Source organism: Pseudomonas sp. P5_152, from assembly GCF_033989915.1.
In the GTDB taxonomy this organism is placed as follows: domain Bacteria; phylum Pseudomonadota; class Gammaproteobacteria; order Pseudomonadales; family Pseudomonadaceae; genus Aquipseudomonas.
On the sequence record NZ_JASFAH010000002.1, the window covers coordinates 2,667,165 to 2,687,316 of the forward strand.

The following is a 20,152-nucleotide window of genomic DNA, read 5'->3' on the forward strand; positions in this document are numbered from 1 at the left end:
CAGAGACCCCGCATGAGACTGTCGCGCTTTTTTATCGATGCCCCCTTGAGCCTTGGCGAGCATGAGCTGCCGGAGGCCCAGGCCCATTACATCAGCCGCGTGCTACGCATGGCCGAGGGCGATGCGCTGCAGGTGTTCGATGGCTCAGGCCAGGAATACCTCGGCACACTGGTGGAAGTCGGCAAGAAACGCGTGCGCGTGGCGTTGAGCGAAAGTTTCGCCGGGCAACTCGAGTCGCCGCTGCAGATTCACCTGGGCCAGGGCCTGTCCCGGGGTGAGCGCATGGATTGGGCGATTCAGAAAGCCACGGAGCTGGGGGTGAGTGAAATCACGCCGATCTTCAGCGACCGCTGCGAAGTACGGCTCAAGGACGAGCGCGCCGACAAACGCCTGCAGCACTGGCGCCAGGTCGCGATCAGCGCCTGCGAGCAATGTGGGCGCTCGCGGGTGCCTGTGATCCATCCGCCGATGCTGCTGGCAGACTGGATCAAGCAGGTCCCGGCCGAGCTGAAACTGGTGCTGCACCCGGTGGCAGAGCCATGGGCCAGCCATGCCAAGCCCGCGACCCTGGCATTTCTGATCGGCCCCGAAGGTGGCTTGTCGGACGCTGAAGTGGAGCAGGCCAAGGCGGGCGGCTTTCACGCCGCACGCCTCGGCCCTCGCGTGTTGCGCACCGAAACCGCACCGGTAGTGGCGCTGGCGGTAGCACAACAGCTATGGGGCGATTTCTAAGCCCTTAGCCTGCGAGTTCTTGAGCTGAAAATCACTGCACCGGATCACTGGTCGGCTTGGCAATGATCGCCTTGAGTTCGCTGGTCATCGGGAACTCGAGGTTCAAGCCTTTTGGCGGGATCGGCTGTTCAAACCAGCGCTGGTAGATCCCGTTGATTTCCCCTGAGCTGTACAGCTCGCCCAGCGTCGAGTTCACCAGCGCCAGGAACTGCGGATCGTCCTTGCGCACCATGCAGCTGTAGATTTCCCGCGACTGCTCCTCCCCGACCACCACCCACTTGTGCGGGTCGCGAGCCTTGGCGCGCTCGCCGTAGAGCAATGCATCGTCCATGTAGAACGCCGCTGCCCGACCGGACTGCAACATCTGGAAGGCTTCGCCGTGGTCCTTGGCGCTGATCACGAACATGTCGATCTTGTTATCGACGTTGTAGCTCTTCAGATAGCGCTCGTTGGTGGTGCCGGCGGTGGTCACCACGTTCTTGCCACGCAGGTCGGCGAAGCTCTTGACCCCACTGTCGTTGGCGGTCAGCAACTGGCCTTTGACATAGATAAAGCCGTAGGAAAACGCCACCTGCTTTTGCCGCTCAGCGGTCACGCCGGTCGAACCACATTCCAGGTCGACCGTGCCGTTCTGCACCAGCGGAATACGGGTTTGCGAGGTCACCAGGTTGTATTTGACCTTGAGCTGGGGCGCTGCGAGCTTCTGCTGCACACGCTCGACTATCTTGCTCGCCAGGTCCACCGAGTAACCCATCGGTTGACCCGAGTGATCACCCACGTAGGAGAAGGGCACCGACGCATCGCGATAACCCAGGGTAATGCTGTTAGTGCTGGCAATCTTGCTCAGGGTCGGGCCCAGCGGGGCTTCTTCAGCCTGCACTTGAGTGCCGAGCAACACGCCCAGGGTGCAGCCGAGCAACGTGATTTTTTGCATTGTTATTCTCCGTTGTGGGTGATGGATTACTTAGCGGCGGGCCGCGATAACGCTGATTTCGACTCGCACCTGCGGGCGGGCCAACTCGGCCTGCAAGGTCGTGCGACTCGGTGCCTGGCCAGGCGACAACCAGGCGGACCAGACGTCATTCATCGCCGCGAAATCCTCACCAATATCCTTCAGGTAAATGGTCGCGCTGAGCAGATGATCCTTGTCGCTGCCCGCCTCGGCCAGCAGCGCGTCGATTTTTTCCAGCACCTGGCGAGTCTGGCCAGTGGCGTCGGTGGCATCACCCGGTACTTGGCCGGAGAGAAATACCAGCTCGCCAAAGGTCACGGCAGCGGACAAGCGGGGATTGGTCTGGATACGGCTGATGGTCATCGGATGGTCCTTCTCTTGGGTAATGGTTTCAGGCCGCACGGGGCGTAAAGCCCTGCAGGTCAATGGAGGGGCGGCGCTGGCCGATCAGCTCACTGAGCAACTGCGCGCTGCCGCAGGCCAGGGTGAAACCCAGGGCGCCATGGCCGAGGTTAAGCCACAGGTTGCAATACGCCGTTGCGCCCAGCAGCGGCACGCCGCTAGGGGTCGCCGGGCGCATACCGGCCCACTCGATGGCCTGCTCGTAGTCGCCGGCATTGGCAAAAGTGTCACGCGCCTGGCGCTTGATCAGGGCCAGCCGCTTGGGGTCCAGCGCCGGGTCAAAGCCGACGATGTCGACCATGGCCGCCACCCGCAGTTGCTCGCCAATGCGGGCGTAAACGATCTTGCGGTCATAGTCGGTGATGCTCAGGTCCGGGGCCCGGTGCTGGGCGCCGATCGGCACAGTCAGGCTATAACCCTTGAGCGGGTACAGTGGCAGGTGCACCCCAGGCAACGCCAGCAGTGGGCTGCGATGACCGGCGGCAATCACCAGATGTTCCACTGGCAGCACTTCATCCCCCAGTTCGATTGCGCTCACCACACCATTGGCCTGGCGAATGCCGGTCACGGCCTGGCCCAGGCGGAACTCGCAACGGCCTGAAGCCCGCAAACGCGCCGCCAGTTGCTGGCAAAAGCCGTGGCAGTCACCGACTTCCTCATCCGGGGTATAGATCGCACCCACGAAGGGTGCATCGGCCAGTGCCGGGTCCAGGCGGGCGCACTCGGCGGGCGACAGCACCTGTTGTTGCTGGGGGTCGGCCAGTTTTTGGCGGGCATGCTCGAAGCTGGCGGTGCTGCGAAAGGTCACCAGCTTGCCGTTGCGCCGCCAGTGGAAACCCTCCAGGGCATCGGCTTCGCGCCAGGTCTGCAGGGTGGACTGGCTGAACAGCGCCAGGCGCAACAGATGGGCTGCGTTGGCGCGGTTGACCGAAGAACGGCAGGCCCCCAGGAAGGACGCCATCCAGCGCCACTGCGCCGGGTCGAAGCGTGGACGCAGCTTCAGCGGTGAGTCACCACGCAACATCCAGCCAATGGCCTGCAACGGCACGCCTGCATCGGCCAGGGGCGCCACGTAGCGATAGGACAACTGGCCGCCATTGGCAAAGCTGGTTTCGCTGCCCAGCGAATCCCGCGCCTCGACCAGGGTCACCTCAACGCCATCGCGCACCAGTGCGTAGGCCGTTGCCAGGCCGATGACGCCGCCGCCGATGATGCATACACGCTGAGCCATGTCAGTCCTTAATCGTGGTTGAGACGAGCCCGAGGTTAGAGCCAGGTGACAGGCGCCGAACAATGAATAAAGATGGTCATCCCATAAACAAAGGTTATGGACTCACCATGCGCCTTCGCCACATCGAGATTTTCCAGGCCATCCGCCAAACCGGCTCGGTCAGCGCTGCCGCGCAATTGCTGCACGTCTCCCAACCCGCCGTGACCAAAGTGCTGCAACACGCCGAGCAGCACCTGGGCTTCCCGCTGTTTCTGCGGGTGCGCGGCAAACTCCAGGCCACCCCGGAGGCGCTGGAACTGGAGCGTGAGGTCGACAAGGTCACCGAAAGCCTGCAAGGGGTGCGACGCCTGGCCCAGAGCCTGCGCCGCGAGCCGGGCCATAGCCTGCGGATCGGCGCGACCCCGGCCCTGGCCCTGTCGTTGTTGCCCCCGGCCATCCATGAGTGGACGCAACGCTATCCGGAGATCGCCTGCGAGCTGTCCAGCGCCCACAGTCGCGAGCTGGTGCAGAACCTGCTGATGCGTGAAATCGATGTCGCCCTGACCCTGCAATTGCCCGATCACCCGGGACTCAAGGCCCAGGCGCTGGCCAGCGGGGTGTTGGTGGCGCTGGCGCCGGCCGGTTACTGGCCCCTGGAAGAAGAAGGCCAACCGCTGCCGCTGCAGGCCCTGGCCGATGCGCCGTTGATCGGGCTATCCAGTGCCGATCCACTGTCGGCCCGGCTCGACAGTTACCTCAAGGCGGTCGAGCCGCCGCCCCGGGTCAGCATCGCGGTGCAGACGTACTCACTGGCCAGGGCGATGGTCGAATCCGGGGCCGGTCTGACCGTGATCGACCCCTTCACCGCCCTGGGCGCCTCACCCGGGACCACCGCCATCCGTCCCCTGGCGCCGGCGCTGCCGATCACCCTATACGCGGCGACCCGCGCGACCGAGCCGCCACCGCACACCCTGAACGAGCTACTGAGCATCTTCAGCAGCCGCGCGCAGGAGCAACTGGACAGGTTGGTCGGGCGGGCGTAGTTACGCCGCCAAAGCGCAGCCCCCGGCGATCAGATCACATAAAGCGCAATCGCCACGAAATGCAGCAGGCTGCCGGTGATCACAAACAGGTGCCAGATCCCGTGGGCATGGCGCAGCCGGCTGTCGAGGGCGAAAAATATGATGCCGACGGTGTAAAACACTCCGCCGGCCGCCAGCCAGGCGAACCCCGTGGTGCCCAGCGCGGCAATCAGCGGCTTGACCGCCACCAGCACAATCCAGCCCATCACCGCGTAGATCACCAACGACAGGATCCGCGCCTCGGAGCGCGGCTTGATCTCTTGCAGCATGCCGATCACCGCCAGCGCCCAGACAATCGCGAACAGCGACCAGCCCCAGGGCCCGCGCAGGGTCACCAGGCAAAAAGGCGTGTAGCTGCCGGCAATCAGCAGATAGATCGACAAATGATCGACCTTCTGCATGATCACCTTCGCCCGTCCGCGCACGCTGTGATAGACCGTCGACACGCTGTACAGCACCAGCAGTGTGACCCCGTAGATCGCCACGCTGACAATCTTCCAGGGACTGCCATCGAGACTGGCCACCACCAACAACCAGACCGCCCCGACAAACGCCGCAACCGCCCCGAACAAATGGCTCCAGGCGTTGAATCTTTCTCCGTGGTACATGGGCCTCTCACCTCGAAATCACAAAAACAGTGCGCAAGGCCAAAGCTGACAGCCTGAAAGAGCATTATTTCCAACGCATAGTGGTTGAATCAGACTGGTGCGCCAGCGACTCCACCTGCACAGATTCATAACCCTCAATCGGCCATGGCTTTCTCTACACGGATCAACAGTTCATGGGTACTGCCGAGCAATTGTGCAAGCAGTGACTCGTCGTCATCCATGTAACCTTCGTACTCAGCCAGATTCCTGCGCTCATGACACAAGGCAAACAACCGAACCTGAAGCTTGCTCAATTGCACGGTATGAATCAGACACTGAAAAACCAGATATCGCTTGTCTGATCGATACCCATGCAACCGTAACGCAGTCAGCGCGAGGGCATGAGCAGCGTTGTAGGCCAGATCGAACCGGCTGGCAAACGAGAGTTGAGGGCTGCTCGCATCCCTCAGTCGATCGGTCGCCGAGCGCATCAACCCTTCACATTCCTTTCGATCAGGTGGCTCGGCTTTGAGGGATCCACTACGTAGAAGGTTCTCCAGACTCTCGCTGCTGCCCATCCTTGGCCTCCAAAGGGTTTACCCCTATCAAATTGATTTTTTCCTGTTGCGCCACCCGCAGCACGAAGCTGTTGCCCGCAGCCAACTTTCCGGCCCAGTCCTCAGGGGTGTAGAGCGTCGGATTAAGCGGACGACCCAGTTGCTCTTCCATGGGTATCAATCGTTCCATGACTTCACTGTAGTGCAGACCTTCGCCAATCAGCATCAGGTCTATGTCACTGGATGCGTTGGCCTGATCCTTGGCGATAGAGCCATAGACAAAGGCCCAGATAAGTTGCTCCGCAAAGGGCGCTAGGGCACGACGCAAGGGGTCGGCAATGCCAAAGGTCTTGCGCACAATGCCTGCCAATTCACGATAGATCGGGCACTGTTCATTGGCCTGGTAGTGGGTCTGATTACCCCGGCGCGTCATCTTCAGTACGCCCGCCGAATTCAAACGCTCCAGTTCACGCATAAGGCTGCCCTTGCCCACTTGAGCCCAGCGAGCGATCTCATTGGCATAAAAGCTCTGATCGGGTTTGCCGTAGAGTAACCCCAGCACTTTTTGCTGGGTCACCGTGAATAGGGCGTTGCTGAGTGAAAGGGTTTGCACAGCCAGCACCAATAAGTCTCAAAAAGGGAACGATAGGTCCCTTTTTGAGACTTATCAAGAAATCCCATGTTCTATGACCAACCCCGCCCCCACCAACAACGCCTCCAACGCCAGCAAATCGGGGATTTTTGCCACTTGATCGACGACTTGTACCGCTGCCTGTTCCAGTGCACACAGCGGCACGTCGACGTAGCTCAACTGGCTGTCGAGCTTGCAGGAGCGTGGGATGCCCTGGACCAGCAGGGCGATGAACCTGAGGTTGGCTCGCCCGCCCAAGGTATTGAGGATGACGATGCGGGCGCGTTCGCCGATCACGGTTTTGCTGCCGCAGGCCGACTCGAAACTCAGCAGCGGGATCTGCCGGTCGCGCCAGTTGACCTGACCCAGGTACCAGGGCGGTGAGTCGAGGTCGAAGGTTCCGGGCTGGTAGTCGATCAGCTCGGCAACGGCGACGTTGGGCAGGATCAGGGTGCGGTCGGCCAGGGGCAGCAGCAGCCCGGTGAGGTGGCTGGTACGGTGCTCAAGCATGGGCCTTGCTCCACAGGGCGATACTGTCGAGCAACACCGATTCCTGGTAAGGCTTGCCGAGGTAGTCGTTGACGCCGATGGCCATTGCCCGGTCGCGGTGTTTTTGCCCGGTGCGCGAGGTAATCATGATGATCGGCAGGTGCTGCAGGCGGGGATCGTTGCGCACCTGGGTGGCCACTTCGAAGCCGTCCATGCGCGGCATTTCGATGTCCAGCAGCATCAGGTCGGGCATGTGCTCTTCCAGCAACTGCATCGCGTCCACCCCGTCCTTGGCCGTGAGCACGCTCATGCCGTGGCGCTCCAGCAGCCGGCTGGTGACTTTGCGCACGGTGACCGAATCGTCCACCACCAGCACCAGCATCGAGCGCTGCGGCTCGCCTTCCGGGCTGGTCGCGGCCGGCGCCGGCAAACGTACCTGCATCGCCCGCAACGGCGCCAGCAGGTCGAGAATCAGCACCACCCGGCCATCACCGAGAATCGTCGCGCCGGACAGGCCCTGGACCGCGGCAAACTGCGGGCCGAGGCTCTTGACCACGATTTCCCGGGTGCCGGCCATGGCGTCGACCTGCACCGCGATATGCCGCTCGTTGCACTGCACCAGCAGCACCGGCAGCGGCAGGTTCTGCCCCAGCAAGCGCGGGCGAATACTGGTCTTGAGCAACTCGCCCAGGTAGCACAGCTCGTAACATTGCCCGGCGTACTCGTACCGGGGCGGATCCAGTTGATAGCGGGCCTCCAGTTCGCTGGGCAGGACTCGCACCATGCCCTCGATGGTATTGAGCGGGATCGCGTACAGATCCTCGCCACACTGCACCATCAACGCGCGGTTGACCGACACCGTGAACGGCAGGCGAATGCGAAAATGCACGCCCTTGCCCGGGACCGAGTCAATGCTCATCAGGCCGCCGAGCTGGCGCACTTCTTCATGCACCACGTCCATGCCCACCCCTCGCCCGGAGATCTGGGTGATTTTCTCGGCAGTAGAGAAGCCGGGCTGCAGGATGAACTGCAGCACATCGCGGTCACTCAGGCTGCTTTCGGGGGCCAGCAGCCCGCGCTTGATCGCCTTGCGCCGTACGGCATCGAGGGGCACGCCGGCACCGTCGTCACGGATGTCGAAAATGATATCGCCACCCTCGCGGGACAGGTCCAGGCTGATCCGCCCCTGCTCGGGCTTGCCGGCAGCGCGGCGTACTTGCGCAGACTCCAGGCCATGGTCGATGGCGTTGCGCAACATGTGCTCCAGCGGGGCGGCCATGCGCTCAAGGACATTACGGTCCATCTCGCCCTCGGCGTTGCCGACGATAAACTCAACGTCTTTGCCCAGCTCGCTGGAGACCTGGCGGACGATGCGTTTGAGGCGTGGCAGCATCCGTTCGAACGGCACCATGCGCGTGCGCATCAGGCCTTCTTGCAGCTCGCTGTTGATCCGCCCCTGTTGCTGCAACAGGTTCTCGGCGTCGACATTGCGCCGATCGAGGGTTTCCTTGAGGTCGAGCAGATCGGAAGCAGACTCGAACATCGCCCGTGACAACTGCTGCAGTTGCGAATGGCGATCCATTTCCAGCGGGTCGAATTCTTCGTAGCCCAGGCGCTCGGCGTCGACGTGCTGGCGACTGAGGATGCGCCCCTGGGTTTCGGTGTCGAGGCGGCGCAGTTGATCGCGCATGCGCTCGATGGTGGTTTCCATCTCGCTCAAGGTCACCCGGGCATCGTTGACCTGTTGCTCGACACGTCCACGAAAAATCGAAGTCTCGGCGGCCAGGTTGACCAGGTCGTCGAGCAGTTCGGCGGACACCTTGACCATATCGGCGCCCGCTTCAGCGGGCGGCGCGGACGGCTCCGGCTTGTTCTGCGCCAGGCTGTCGAGCGCCACCGATGGCGCAGCACGCTCGACCGCCGAGGGGTGACTGAAGGCCTGGATGGCCTCGAGCAGGCGCTCGGCCGGCGCTACCGGTTGACCGGCACGGGTAGCGTCGAGCATCTGCGCCAGCCGGTCATGGCTGCGCTGCAACAGCCCGAACAGCGCCGGTGTGGCCTGCAGCAAGCCGGTCGACAGGCCTTCGTAGAGAAACTCCAGTTCATGGGCCAGGTCGCCAATCGGCGCAATCTCGACCATTCGCGCGCCACCTTTGAGGGTGTGCAGATCGCGCAGCAGGGTTTCCATTTCCTGGCGGCTTTGCGGGTCGGCCTGCCAGCGCAGCAACGCCGCGCCCGAACTGTCGATGATGTCGAAGCCTTCCTCGAGGAAGACTTCCAGCAACTCCGGGTCATTGCCCGGCGCATCCTCGGCAGACGCCTGTGCAGCGGCGTCGGCAGGGCTGGCGCTGCGTTGGCGCCACTGTGCGATGGCCTCGATCAATGCCGTGCAATCGCCCAGCGGTTGTTGGCGCTGCAGTTGCTCCAGCAGTTGCGCGAGGCGGTCGTGGCTCTGCTGCAACAGTTGGCCAAGCTCGGCGCTGTAGCTCAGGCGCCGGTCCACCAACCCCTCGTAAAGGCTTTCCAGCTCGTGGGCCAAGTCACCCACCGGTCCGATCTCGGCCATCCGCGCCCCACCCTTGAGGGTGTGCAAGTCGCGCTGCAGCGACAACAACGGCGCAGGGTTCTGCGGTTCCGTGAGCCAACGCTGCAAGGCCTGCCCGGCGCTCTCCAGAATGTCCACGGCCTCTTCGAGAAAAATCGCCTCCATTTCATCGTCCGCCGCCAACGGCGTCGGCGAGGACTGCCCGAGTTCGGCGGTGACGCTGCCAAGTTCGGTAATACTGAGGGTGCGACTGCCGTCGCTGCGGATCAGGCCCATCGCGGACGGATCCAGGCCTTCATCAAGCAGATCGCGCAGGGCGTGCACACGAGCCGATTGGTGACTGACTTCCTGGCCTGCCGCCAGTTCGTCGAGCATGTTGATCAAGGCTTCATGGGCACTTTGGGCCTCGTGAAAGAACCGCTCGCTGACCGCCAGGCTGCTTTCCTCCACGGCGCCATACAGGTCGAGCAAGGCCTCGCACAACTCATCCATCGGGTGCAGGTCGGCCAGGTGTGCGCCTTCACCCAGGGTCGTCAGCTCATCCAGCAAGGCCGTCAGTTCCTGGCGCTCGCCGGGGTGTTGCTGCCAGCGTTGCAACAGGCTTTCGGCGTCCAGCAGGATGTCCATGCCCTGGGCCAGGAAGTTGTTGATCAACTGCGGGTCACGCTTGATCCGCACACCGCTGTCGGGCGAGCTGTGCAAGGCTTCCAGGCGCTCGGCGAGCAGGGCCTGGGTGCGCAGGATCAGATCAGGCGCGCCGCGGATTTCCACCAGCGGGTTGCCCTGCAATTGCGCCAAGCCGCGGCGCAGCAAGCCTTCGGCCTCCAGCAGCAGTTCGACTTCATCCAGGTCCAGGGCCAACAGGTGCGCCTTGTATTCGCGGGCCAGTTGGTCGAAGGGTGCCGCCAGCTCGGCGATCGGCACCACACCGGCCACCGACGCGCTGCCCTTGAGGGTGTGCAGCGCACGCTGCAACTCGTCAGTGGCCTGCAACGGCAGATGTTCGGCGGCCTGCTCGAGAAAGCGCTGGAGGCTGTTGAGGTGGCTGTCGGCTTCGTTGCGGAAGATCTCCAGCAACTGCGGATCGGCGGCGCCAGCGTGCGCTCCGCTCGCTTGCTCGGGCAGGGCCGCGCCCCGGGCCAACGCGTGGGCACGGGCTGCCAGGTGGTCCACGTCATCGCGTTGGCGCTGGTGGCTGGCGGCGAATTCCGCCACCAGCTCTGGCAGCAGGTGCAGCGTGTCGCGCAACAGCTCATCGACCTGCGGCCCAGGCTCGACACTGTGTTCGAGTATTCGGTTGAGCAGGTTTTCCACGGCCCAGGCGAGTTCGCCGAGCACCAGCGCGCGGACCATCCGTCCACTGCCCTTCAAGGTATGAAAGGCTCGCCGCAGTTCGCCCAGGAGCACAGCACTGCCTGGGTTGGCCGACCAGCGCGGCAGGTACTCGCGCAGGATATCCAGGACTTCGGCGGTCTCCTCGAGGAACACCTCGCGCAACTCGTCATCCACCGGTTCTTCATCGGCCGGCGGTGGTTGCAGGCTGTCGGGGGTACTCACGGCCGGCGGGTTGACGGCCGACACCGGGCTGGCCAGGGCATCTGCCAGCGACTGCTGGGCGGCCGGGTCAGCTTCGGCGAACCGACCGCCATCGGCACTCGGCGACGGATTGAACGGTGGCAGATGAACCGCGCTGGGCTGATAGCCGAGTGTCGCCAGACTCTGTTCGGCCACATCCAGCACCTGCTCGCCGAGGGTTTGCGGGTCCTCGCTCAAGCGCTCCAGGTAATACTCGATACTGGTGATGGCATCGGCCAGGTTGTCCAGGTGCTGCCAATCCGGCGGCGTACGGTCCGCCAGCAGGTGTTCACGAATGTAACTGTTGCAGGCTTCCAGCAGGCTCGCCGCGCGGTGCAGGGGAATCATCGCCAGCGCACCGCGAACCTGGGTCAGCAAGTCCGGCAGTAACTGCAACGGCTGGCGATCCCAGTGGGCATCGATGTATTCGACGATCATGTCCTTGGCCTGTTGCAGGCACAGGCGGGCTTCCTTGATGACGATCTGGTGAATCTGCGTCAGGTCGGTGGTCGGCAGCCGGCTTTCTTCACGGTTTTCCTCGACGATACCGACCATGCCCGCCAGGGTCGCCTCGACGTAGAGCAAGGCACCGGCGACGTCCATCAGGATCGCATCGTTGGGCTCGCGCTGCCCCTGGGCCAGGCTCAGCACCACGCCTAACTGGTCGATGATGACCTTGCGCGGCTGGCCAAAACCGAGCACCGCCAGGGTGTCGGCAATCTGCCGCAGCGGCGCCAGCAGGCTGTCGAGGTCCGAGGCATGCTGGCGGTCGCTGCGTACGAACAGGTCCAGGCGTTCCTTGACCCGCACCAGTTCCTCGCACAAGGCGGCCAGCACCGAGCGCATGGCGTCGCGGTCAGGCCCAGCCAGGCGCGCGCGCTCTGCATCGAGCAAGGCGTTGTCAGGCAAGGCGTCATCCAGCCCGTAGCGATCTTTCATGATTAACATCCGGGCACTGGGGGATTGCGCCTTGGCGATATAAAACAGCAGGCTTTTCAGCAATTCGGGGGGCGCTGCCTGGTTGATGGCCGGCATGCCGTGTTCCAGCAGGCGCTTGAGTTCCTTGTCGGTGTCCTTGAACAAGCTGCGCAGTGCCGGACTGTTATCGATACGGCCACTGAGCATGCCTTCGACCAGCGCTGAAGCCACCTGCCACAGCGGGCTCAATGGCGCATCGGCACACAGCACCTCAAGGCGTGCAAAGACCTTGGCCAGGTAACCAAGGTTTGTGCTGTCGTCCTGTTCGCGCAGCAGTCCGACCAGGCCCATCTGCAGCATCTGCCGCAGTTTGCGCAACACATTGGGCAAGTCTGCCGGCGCCAGCAGCGCCAGTTGCGCCTCCGTCAGGGCCGGCAGTTCTTGCAGTTGTGGACTGAACAGGCTGGTTTCCGCGAGCAGGCCTTCGCCACGGGCGCTGCGCAAGTCGTTGATCAGCGGCAGCACCACCAGGGGCAAGTCGCGCCGGGCGCTGAGCACGCGGTCGAGGTAAATCGGCAATTGGCCGAGGGCCTGTTGCAGCAGGCGGATGGCTTCGTCGCGATGGGCCACCATGCCACGCTGCAAGGCTGCCGCCAGTTGCTCCATCTCTTCGGCAAGCAGGGCCGCACCGTAGAACTCGACCATCTGCAGACTGCCATGGACCTGATGGATACCTGCCAGGCATTGCTCGAGCGCGTGCAGCGCCTGCGGGTCCTCGACCAGTTGATCGAGGGCAAGGTAGGCCTGCTTCAGCGTTTCGGCAATTTCGCCCTTGACCCATTCAAGGGCCACATAGTCGTGCCGATCACCCATAACCACTCCAGTCAAAATTCGTTCCCAGCGTGCAGGGTTCAGGTCTTGTCGGTTCCGCGCTCCGGTACCGCCGGCAAGGTGAAGCCGGACACCGAGCGCCGCAACTGACTGGCCATTTTCGCCAGGTTGCCAATGCTCTCTGCGGTGGCCGTGGAGCCCGACGAGGTTTGCGTGGTGATCTGCTGGATCACGTTCATGGTCAAGGAAATCTGTCCCGCCGACGACGTCTGTTGCTGCGCCGCATTGGAAATACTCTGGATCAGCGCCGCAAGGGTTTTCGAAACGCCTTCGATTTCTTCCAGGGCTACTCCGGCATCCTGCGCCAGCCGCGCGCCGCGCACCACCTCGGTGGTGGTCTGCTCCATGGAAATCACCGCCTCATTGGTGTCGGTCTGGATCGCCCGCACCAGGGTTTCAATCTGCCGGGTGGCGGCGGAAGAACGTTCAGCCAGGCGCTGCACCTCGTCGGCCACCACGGCAAACCCGCGCCCGGCGTCGCCGGCCATGGACGCCTGGATCGCCGCGTTGAGGGCCAGGATATTGGTCTGGTCGGCGATGTCGTCGATCAGGCTGACGATATCGCCGATTTCCTGGGACGACTCGCCCAGGCGCTTGATGCGCTTGGCGGTGTCCTGGATCTGCTCACGAATGTTGTCCATGCCGTGAATGGTGTTGTGCACCACCTCGTTGCCCTTGTTGGCGATCTCCACCGAACGCTCGGCCACAGCCGATGATTCGGCGGCGTTCGCCGACACCTGGTCGATGGACTGGGCCATGTCGTTGATCGAAGCCGACGCTTCGCTGATCTGCTGGGCCTGATGCTCCGAGGCCTGGGCCAGGTGCATCGCCGTGGCCTGGGTTTCCTGCACAGCGGCGGCGACCTGGCCGGCCGTGAGGTTGATGGTGGCCACCAGATCGCGCAACTGGTCGACCGAGTAGTTGATGGAGTCGGCAATGGTCCCGGTGAAGTCTTCAGTCACCGACGCCGTGACCGTCAGGTCGCCATCTGCCAGGTCCTCGATTTCGTCGAGCAGGCGCATGATCGCGTTCTGGTTGCGCTCGTTCTTCTCGGCGGTCTCGCGCAACTGGCGGTTGGTTTCACGCACCATCACCAGGCCAATCAGGATGATCGAGGTCAGCGCCAGCAGGCCCAGCACGTAACCGCCGATGGTGTCGGTGGAGCGTCCGCCCACCAGGTTCTCGAAGCCGTTGGCCAGGTGCGAGGCTTCCTCCAGCAGGGTCTGCGAGAGGTTGAAGATATTGCCCGCCGACTCACGGACCTTGAACAGCTGGGGCGAGGTTTCGAGGATTTCATCCACCGAACCGGAGACAAACTGGAACAGCTCGGCGATCTCGGTCAGACGAGCACGGGCATCGCGGTCCTCGACCTGGCTGACCTTGAGCGCGGGATTGCCCTGCAGCATGCCGTTGAGCACCTGGCCGAAGCGCGCCGCGTCCCGGCCAAACACATCGGCGGCCTGCTGGGCGTTTTCATCGCCGGCCAGCACCGTGTTGACGGCGCCAAGGATGCGCTCGGCAAGCAGCGACTGGCGCTGGGCCATGGCCACCTGAGTAGCTGGCGCGCCGCGCTGCAGCAGGATTTCGACGACTTTTTCGTACTCGACCTGCAACTGCGGCACGGTCTCGGCTAACGTCGCGGCCACTTGGTGCAACGACAGCACGGTCTGCTCGCTGGAGAGGATCGCGTCGGTGTTTTTCAGCAAGCGCTCCCAATCCAGCTGCACGGCGCGCATTTGCGGACGCACCACCGCCGGTGCTGGCGGCAAGCCCGTGGCCGGGTCGCCTTTCTTCAGGTAGCCCCAACGCTGTGCAAAGTCATTGCGCGCGTCGCTGAGCAGCTTGAACGCCGCGGCTTTGCCGGCAGCCGCTTCGGTGGCGTTCTTGGCAATACGCTGGGACAGTACGCGCAACTCACCAGCATGGCCGATGTACTGCTTGTCGTAGGAAGCTTGAGTATTGAGGTAGGCAAAGTTGGCGAACAACAGCACGATGAACACGATCAGCGCGATGAACAGCGCAATGATCTGCGAACGACTGCGCGATCCATCGCTTGAGGTGCCCGTGTTGACTTTAATCATCGATCTTCGCCTGTTGACCCACATTGTGAAACCCGTCCGGCGTCCTTGCGCGTGCTGCGCACTCGAACGCAGCCTTCGGCAGCGGCTAGAGGTACCCGCCTACACCGCCACATCCATGAAGCGTGGCGACTGCGCCACGGCAAACGGACTGAACACCTGCCAGCGTTGCTCACGCTCGAACCGACCCTTGATGAAAGCCGCCGCTGGGTCGTCCTGGCTGCCCGCCGCTCCCGGCTCGAACCGGGCCTGGTCGAAGTGCTGCATGCCCAGCACCTCATCGACCATCAGGCCGACGAACGTTTCCTTGTACTCGACCACCAGGACCCGGCGCTGCTTGCGCTGAGCCGACAACTCGGCGCCCAGGAAGCCGCACAGGTCCATCACCGGCAGCAAGCGGCCACGCAGGTTGGCCACCCCCCGAACCCACGGCTTGACCCCGGGCAACTGGGTCAGGCGCGGCTCATGCAGGACTTCGCTGACCTCGCCCATGGGCGCCACGTACCAGTGTTCGCCCAGGCGAAAGCCAATGCCGCTCCAGCCGTGATTGCGGGTTGGCTGGGACGGCAAGTCAGCCGCCAGCAAGCGGCAACGCTGGTCGATCTGCAGCAACAGTTCAAAGGCGCTCAGCGACTCGGCCATGGCGCGGCCGTCAGCCTGCCAGCACAGCGTTCAGGGTCTTGATCAGGGTGTCTTCGTCCACCGGCTTGGTCAGGTAGTCCTTGGCGCCCTGGCGAGTGCCCCAGACCTTGTCGGTATCCTGGTCCTTGGTGGTGATGATGATTACCGGAATATGGCCGGTCTCCGGGTCCTTGGTCAGTTGACGGGTCGCCTGGAAGCCGTTGAGGCCGGGCATGACGATGTCCATCAAGACCGCGTCGGGCTTTTCCTGACGGGCCAGCGCCACGCCATCGGCACCGTTTTGTGCCTTCAACACTTCATGGCCGTGCTTTTCCAGCATGCCGGTGAGTTTGTACATTTCGGTCGGCGAGTCATCGACGATCAGAATACGTGCCATGGTCTTCCCCATTCTTGTAGACGCCAGGCCGGTTGGCCGGGCATCACTGTGAGTGTCTTACAGCGGCGCATCGGCAGCGAAGCCCGGTACATGAGCGCGAATCGCGTTCAACAGTTCTTCCTTGCTGAATGGCTTGGTCAAAAACTGATCGGAACCGACAATCCGCCCCTTGGCCTTGTCGAACAAGCCGTCCTTGGACGACAGCATGATCACTGGCGTGGCCTTGAACGCGCTGTTGTTCTTGATTAAAGCGCAGGTCTGATAACCATCCAGACGCGGCATCATGATGTCGACAAAAATGATCCCCGGATGGTTGTCGGTGATCTTGGCCAGCGCATCAAAACCATCGATGGCGGTGATCACCTCGCAGCCCGCATTGCGTAACAAGGTTTCAGCGGTACGGCGAATGGTCTTCGAATCGTCGATCACCATGACCTTCAAGGCGTTGGAATGCTGTTCCATATCTGCTCTACCATCGCCTGGGCGAATCAGTTTGTCCGTTTGCGGCTGCCCGTTGGCTCGAAACCCTTGATGTTCAAGGGCCAGCGCGACATGCCAGCCTTTTTAGCACAGTCTCCATGTCCAATCTATCGGCCGACCCGCGAGGCGGTTTTTCCTTGACCGGGAACCCACCGGGCGCCACTCTGACGCCACTTTTTCTGGCCTTCGGCTGGTTTTTTTGCAGGAGCGAGCTTGCTCCCGCACAAGACACACCCAGCCCTTCAAACTCGAGGAAACACCCATGAGCGTTCGCGTCGGGATTGTCATGGACCCTATCGCCAGCATTTCCTATAAAAAGGATAGCTCGCTGGCCATGCTGCTGGCCGCCCAGGCACGCGGTTGGGAACTGTTCTATATGGAACAGAGCGACCTGTACCAGGGCGAAGGCGAGGCGCGGGCCCGCATGCGACCGTTGAAAGTCTTCGCCGACCCGCAGAAATGGTTCGAGCTCGAAGCCGAGACCGACGCGCTGCTGAGCGACCTGGATGTGATCCTGATGCGCAAGGATCCGCCCTTTGACATGGAGTTCGTCTACTCCACCTACCTGCTCGAGCAAGCCGAGCGCGCCGGTGTCCTGGTGGTCAACAAACCGCAAAGCCTGCGCGACTGCAATGAAAAGCTGTTCGCCACCCTGTTCCCCCAGTGCACCCCGCCGACCGTGGTCAGCCGCCGCGCCGACGTGCTGCGTGAGTTCGCCGCCAAACACGGCGATGTGATCCTCAAGCCGCTGGACGGCATGGGTGGCACCTCGATCTTCCGTCACCGCGCGGGCGATCCGAACCTGTCGGTGATTCTTGAAACCCTGACCGCCCTGGGCACCCAGCAGATCATGGGCCAGGCTTACCTGCCGGCAATCAAGGACGGTGACAAGCGCATCCTGATGATCGACGGCGAGCCGGTGGACTACTGCCTGGCGCGCATCCCGGCCCAGGGCGAAACCCGTGGCAACCTGGCCGCCGGCGGCCGTGGCGAAGCCCGTCCATTGACCGACAAGGACCGCTGGATCGCTGCCCAGGTCGGCCCGACCCTGCGCGAAAAAGGCCTGCTGTTTGTCGGCCTCGACGTGATTGGTGAGCACCTGACCGAAATCAACGTCACCAGCCCGACCTGCATTCGCGAGATCGACAATGCATTTGGCACGAACATCGGCGAAATGCTGATGGCAGCCATCGATCAGAAGCTCAAGGCTCGTTGATATAGAACCCCCAAGGGCAGACCAACATTGCGTTATCATGCGCGGCCTGTGCAAAACGCGATGTTGGTTTCCTTGTCATGACCCTGCCGTCCGATCTGCCCCCTGAACTCGCCCACCGCGGCGTGCGCCCGGCCGATCGCCTCGGATTTACCCTGTTCCTGGCGGCGCTGATCCACCTGGCACTGATCCTCGGCCTGGGGTTTACCTTTGCCGAACCCAAGCAGATCAGTAAAACCCTGGAAATCACCCTCGCCACGTTCAAAAGCGAAACCAAGCCGAAGAAAGCCGACTTCCTGGCCCAGGAAAATCAGCAAGGCAGCGGCACCCTGGATAAAAAGGCGATCCCCAAGACCACCGAGATCGCGCCGTTCCAGGACAACAAGGTGCAAAAGGTCACGCCACCGCCCGCGGTCAAACCCCAAGTACCGGTCGCCGCTCCCAAGGCCGCCGTGACCACCGTGGCGCCAGCCCCGAAGAAAGCCGCGACCAAGAAGGAAGAAGTGAAATCGGCACCGACGCCCAAGCCGGTGACGCCGACCTTCGACAGCGCCCAGCTGTCCAGCGACATCGCCAGCCTCGAGGCGGAACTGGCCAACGAACAACAGCTGTATGCCAAGCGCCCGCGCATCCACCGCCTGAGTGCGGCCTCGACCATGCGCGACAAGGGTGCCTGGTACAAGGATGAATGGCGCAAGAAGGTCGAGCGCATCGGCAACCTGAACTATCCCGACGAAGCGCGGCGCAAACAGATCTACGGCAATTTGCGCCTGATGGTCTCGATCAACCGCGACGGCTCGCTGTACGAAGTGCTGGTCCTGGAGTCTTCCGGCCAGCCACTGCTGGACCAGGCGGCCCAGCGTATCGTGCGTCTGGCAGCACCCTTTGCGCCGTTTACCGGAGACCTGTCGGACATTGACCGATTGGAGATCATCCGCACCTGGAGGTTTGCCCGCGGGGACAGGCTTTCCAGCAATTGAACAGCAGGAAACCCTGTGGGAGCGGGCTTGCCCGCGATAGCGGTGGGTCTGACACGGCAATTATCAATGTGCCGCCGTCATCGCGGGCAAGCCCGCTCCCACAGGGGCCTGAGTTATTCGCGGATATTCTGGGCATTTCCTGCACATCCCCAGCTTGTCAGTTTGCCCCTCCAACGCCACACTAGCGCACATGAAAAACGTCATTCCCAGCTACCTCAAGCATCACTTCCTGATCGCCATGCCCCACATGGCCGACCCGAACTTTGCGCACACCTTGACCTACATCGTCGAGCACACGGCCAAAGGTGCCATGGGGCTGGTGATCAACCGCCCGCAGGACCTGAGCCTGGCGGATATCCTTGAGCAGTTGCGCCCTGACGTCGAACCACCGGTGTTGTGCCAGCATGTGCCGATTTTCATCGGTGGTCCGGTGCAGACCGACCGTGGTTTTGTGCTGCACCCCTCGGGCATGACGTTCCAGGCGACCGTTGATCTGGAGGGCGAGCTGTCCTTGTCCACTTCCCAGGACGTGCTGTTTGCGATTGCCGACGGCGTCGGTCCGGCCAAGAGCCTGATCGCCCTCGGCTATGCCGGCTGGGAAGCCGGGCAACTGGAGGCCGAACTGGCCGACAACGCCTGGCTGACCTGCCCGTTCGACACCGACATCCTGTTCAACACCAGCAGCGAACTGCGCCTGGACGCGGCGGCCAAGCACCTGGGCGTCAACCTCAGCCTGCTCACCAGCCAGGCGGGGCACGCCTGATGGCCCTGCGTCTGATCCTCGGTTTTGACTACGGCACCAAACAGATCGGCGTGGCCGTTGGCCAGGTAATTACCGGCCAGGCCCGCGAGCTGTGCACCCTCAAGGCGCAAAACGGCATTCCCGACTGGAACCAGGTCGAAGCCCTGATCAAGGAGTGGAAGCCTGACGCGGTGGTGGTCGGCTTGCCGCTGAACATGGACGGCACGCCCAGCGACATGTGCCTGCGCGCGGAAAAATTCGCCCGGCGCCTCAATGGCCGCTACAACCTGCCCTTTTATACCCACGATGAACGCCTGACCACTTTCGAGGCCAAAGGCGAACGCCTGGTCCGTGGCGGGCAGAAAGGCAGCTACCGCGACAACCCGGTCGACGCCATCGCTGCCGCCCTGCTGCTGCAAGGCTGGCTCGACGAAAACAGCGCACTGTTCGAATCCTGAAGAGCCGCAGCAAGCGACTCTCTTAGCTACAACCCGAGCCTCTCCCTGCAAGTCCCGGCTCGGGCCCAAGAAGGAGCAACCATGAGCCTGCCCAATCCCGTCGAACTGATCAGCCAGATGGCGACCCAGCTTGACGCCTACCTGGCCAAACGCGGCATCAGCGAGCCGCGCTACATCGGCATTCGCACCGGCGGCGTATGGGTCGCTCAGGCCCTGCTCGAAGCACTGGGCAGCGACGCGCCACTGGGTACCCTGGACGTTTCCTTCTACCGCGACGACTTCAGCCAGAATGGCCTGCACCCGCAAGTGCGCCCATCGGCCCTGCCCTTCGAGATCGAAGGCCAGCACCTGGTGCTGATCGACGACGTGCTGATGAGCGGGCGGACCATCCGCGCCGCCATGAACGAACTTTTCGACTATGGCCGCCCAGCCAGCGTGACCCTGGTCTGCCTGCTGGACCTGGACGCCGGCGAGCTGCCGATCCGCCCGAACGTGGTCGGCGCGACCCTGTCCCTGGCTGCCCACGAACGGGTCAAGCTGTCCGGTCCGGAACTTGCGCTCGAACTGCAAGACCTCGCCCTTTAATCCGCCCTATTGAGAGTCCCCCTCGCG

General features: G+C 62.9%; 19 protein-coding genes. 7 read left to right on the forward strand and 12 right to left on the reverse strand.

The annotated features are described in order from the left end of the window. Window positions 1–12 precede the first annotated feature (12 nt). On the forward strand, window positions 13–732 hold the full coding sequence (locus QMK50_RS12185) for a 16S rRNA (uracil(1498)-N(3))-methyltransferase (protein ID WP_320333192.1): 720 nt from the start codon (window positions 13–15) through the stop codon (window positions 730–732). A 31-nt stretch (window positions 733–763) separates the two neighbouring features. Here QMK50_RS12185 and QMK50_RS12190 read toward each other — a convergent pair whose 3' ends face one another. From QMK50_RS12190 to QMK50_RS12200, 3 genes are read right to left on the reverse strand one after another with little or no spacing between them, the layout of a single operon-like run. After that, the gene (locus QMK50_RS12190; RefSeq protein WP_095164485.1) at window positions 764–1,666 is read right to left on the reverse strand and encodes a transporter substrate-binding domain-containing protein; all 903 of its coding nucleotides are present in this window, start codon (window positions 1,664–1,666) and stop codon (window positions 764–766) included. A 30-nt stretch (window positions 1,667–1,696) separates the two neighbouring features. Continuing rightward, window positions 1,697–2,047, reverse strand: coding sequence for a RidA family protein (locus tag QMK50_RS12195; protein ID WP_320333193.1), 351 nt, complete (start codon window positions 2,045–2,047; stop codon window positions 1,697–1,699). Window positions 2,048–2,075: 28 nt separating this feature from the next. Then, complete coding sequence (locus QMK50_RS12200; protein WP_159998382.1) at window positions 2,076–3,317, reverse strand: D-amino acid dehydrogenase; 1,242 nt, start codon at window positions 3,315–3,317, stop codon at window positions 2,076–2,078. A gap of 107 nt (window positions 3,318–3,424) precedes the next feature. Here QMK50_RS12200 and QMK50_RS12205 point away from each other — a divergent pair, with 107 nt between their 5' ends. Further along, a complete protein-coding gene (locus tag QMK50_RS12205; RefSeq protein ID WP_320333194.1) occupies window positions 3,425–4,339 on the forward strand; it encodes a LysR family transcriptional regulator in 915 nt (304 codons plus the stop codon). Window positions 4,340–4,368: 29 nt separating this feature from the next. Here the strand turns inward: QMK50_RS12205 and trhA are convergent, their stop codons facing one another. From trhA to pilG, 9 genes are all read right to left on the reverse strand, one after another. Continuing rightward, window positions 4,369–4,986 (reverse strand): PAQR family membrane homeostasis protein TrhA, encoded by a 618-nt coding sequence (gene trhA, locus QMK50_RS12210; RefSeq protein WP_159998384.1) that lies wholly within the window; start codon window positions 4,984–4,986, stop codon window positions 4,369–4,371. Window positions 4,987–5,120: 134 nt separating this feature from the next. Then, window positions 5,121–5,543, reverse strand: a complete 423-nt coding sequence (locus tag QMK50_RS12215) for a hypothetical protein (protein WP_320333195.1) — start codon at window positions 5,541–5,543, stop codon at window positions 5,121–5,123. Continuing rightward, window positions 5,506–6,135, reverse strand: coding sequence for a nucleotidyltransferase domain-containing protein (locus tag QMK50_RS12220; RefSeq protein ID WP_320333196.1), 630 nt, complete (start codon window positions 6,133–6,135; stop codon window positions 5,506–5,508). The genes QMK50_RS12215 and QMK50_RS12220 overlap by 38 nt, the downstream gene beginning before the upstream one ends. Before the next feature lie 54 nt (window positions 6,136–6,189). Next, window positions 6,190–6,663: a chemotaxis protein CheW gene (locus QMK50_RS12225; protein WP_159998388.1), complete on the reverse strand. Its 474-nt coding sequence runs from the start codon at window positions 6,661–6,663 to the stop codon at window positions 6,190–6,192. After that, on the reverse strand, window positions 6,656–12,553 hold the full coding sequence (locus tag QMK50_RS12230; RefSeq protein WP_320333197.1) for an Hpt domain-containing protein: 5,898 nt from the start codon (window positions 12,551–12,553) through the stop codon (window positions 6,656–6,658). Before QMK50_RS12230 ends, QMK50_RS12225 begins: the two co-directional genes overlap by 8 nt. 38 nt (window positions 12,554–12,591) lie before the next feature. After that, complete coding sequence (locus QMK50_RS12235; RefSeq protein WP_095164498.1) at window positions 12,592–14,652, reverse strand: methyl-accepting chemotaxis protein; 2,061 nt, start codon at window positions 14,650–14,652, stop codon at window positions 12,592–12,594. 99 nt (window positions 14,653–14,751) lie between these two features. Next, window positions 14,752–15,291: a chemotaxis protein CheW gene (locus QMK50_RS12240; protein ID WP_095164500.1), complete on the reverse strand. Its 540-nt coding sequence runs from the start codon at window positions 15,289–15,291 to the stop codon at window positions 14,752–14,754. Window positions 15,292–15,301: 10 nt separating this feature from the next. Continuing rightward, window positions 15,302–15,667, reverse strand: coding sequence for a twitching motility response regulator PilH (pilH, locus tag QMK50_RS12245; protein ID WP_095165186.1), 366 nt, complete (start codon window positions 15,665–15,667; stop codon window positions 15,302–15,304). Window positions 15,668–15,724: 57 nt separating this feature from the next. After that, window positions 15,725–16,129, reverse strand: coding sequence for a twitching motility response regulator PilG (pilG, locus tag QMK50_RS12250; protein ID WP_095164502.1), 405 nt, complete (start codon window positions 16,127–16,129; stop codon window positions 15,725–15,727). A 280-nt stretch (window positions 16,130–16,409) separates the two neighbouring features. On the opposite strand from pilG, the gene gshB reads away from it, so the two are divergent. The 5 genes from gshB (at window position 16,410) to pyrR (ending at window position 20,125) form a co-directional block, all read left to right on the forward strand. Continuing rightward, window positions 16,410–17,363, forward strand: coding sequence for a glutathione synthase (gene gshB / locus QMK50_RS12255; protein ID WP_095164504.1), 954 nt, complete (start codon window positions 16,410–16,412; stop codon window positions 17,361–17,363). A gap of 77 nt (window positions 17,364–17,440) precedes the next feature. Further along, window positions 17,441–18,340 carry an energy transducer TonB gene (locus QMK50_RS12260; protein WP_095164506.1) on the forward strand — a complete coding sequence of 300 codons (900 nt, stop codon included), beginning with the start codon at window positions 17,441–17,443 and terminating at the stop codon, window positions 18,338–18,340. Window positions 18,341–18,530: 190 nt separating this feature from the next. After that, a complete protein-coding gene (locus QMK50_RS12265; protein WP_320333198.1) occupies window positions 18,531–19,103 on the forward strand; it encodes a YqgE/AlgH family protein in 573 nt (190 codons plus the stop codon). Continuing rightward, window positions 19,103–19,540 carry a Holliday junction resolvase RuvX gene (gene ruvX, locus QMK50_RS12270; protein ID WP_008007435.1) on the forward strand — a complete coding sequence of 146 codons (438 nt, stop codon included), beginning with the start codon at window positions 19,103–19,105 and terminating at the stop codon, window positions 19,538–19,540. The genes QMK50_RS12265 and ruvX overlap by 1 nt, the downstream gene beginning before the upstream one ends. An 81-nt stretch (window positions 19,541–19,621) precedes the next feature. Further along, window positions 19,622–20,125, forward strand: coding sequence for a bifunctional pyr operon transcriptional regulator/uracil phosphoribosyltransferase PyrR (gene pyrR / locus QMK50_RS12275; RefSeq protein ID WP_095164510.1), 504 nt, complete (start codon window positions 19,622–19,624; stop codon window positions 20,123–20,125). Window positions 20,126–20,152 lie beyond the last annotated feature (27 nt).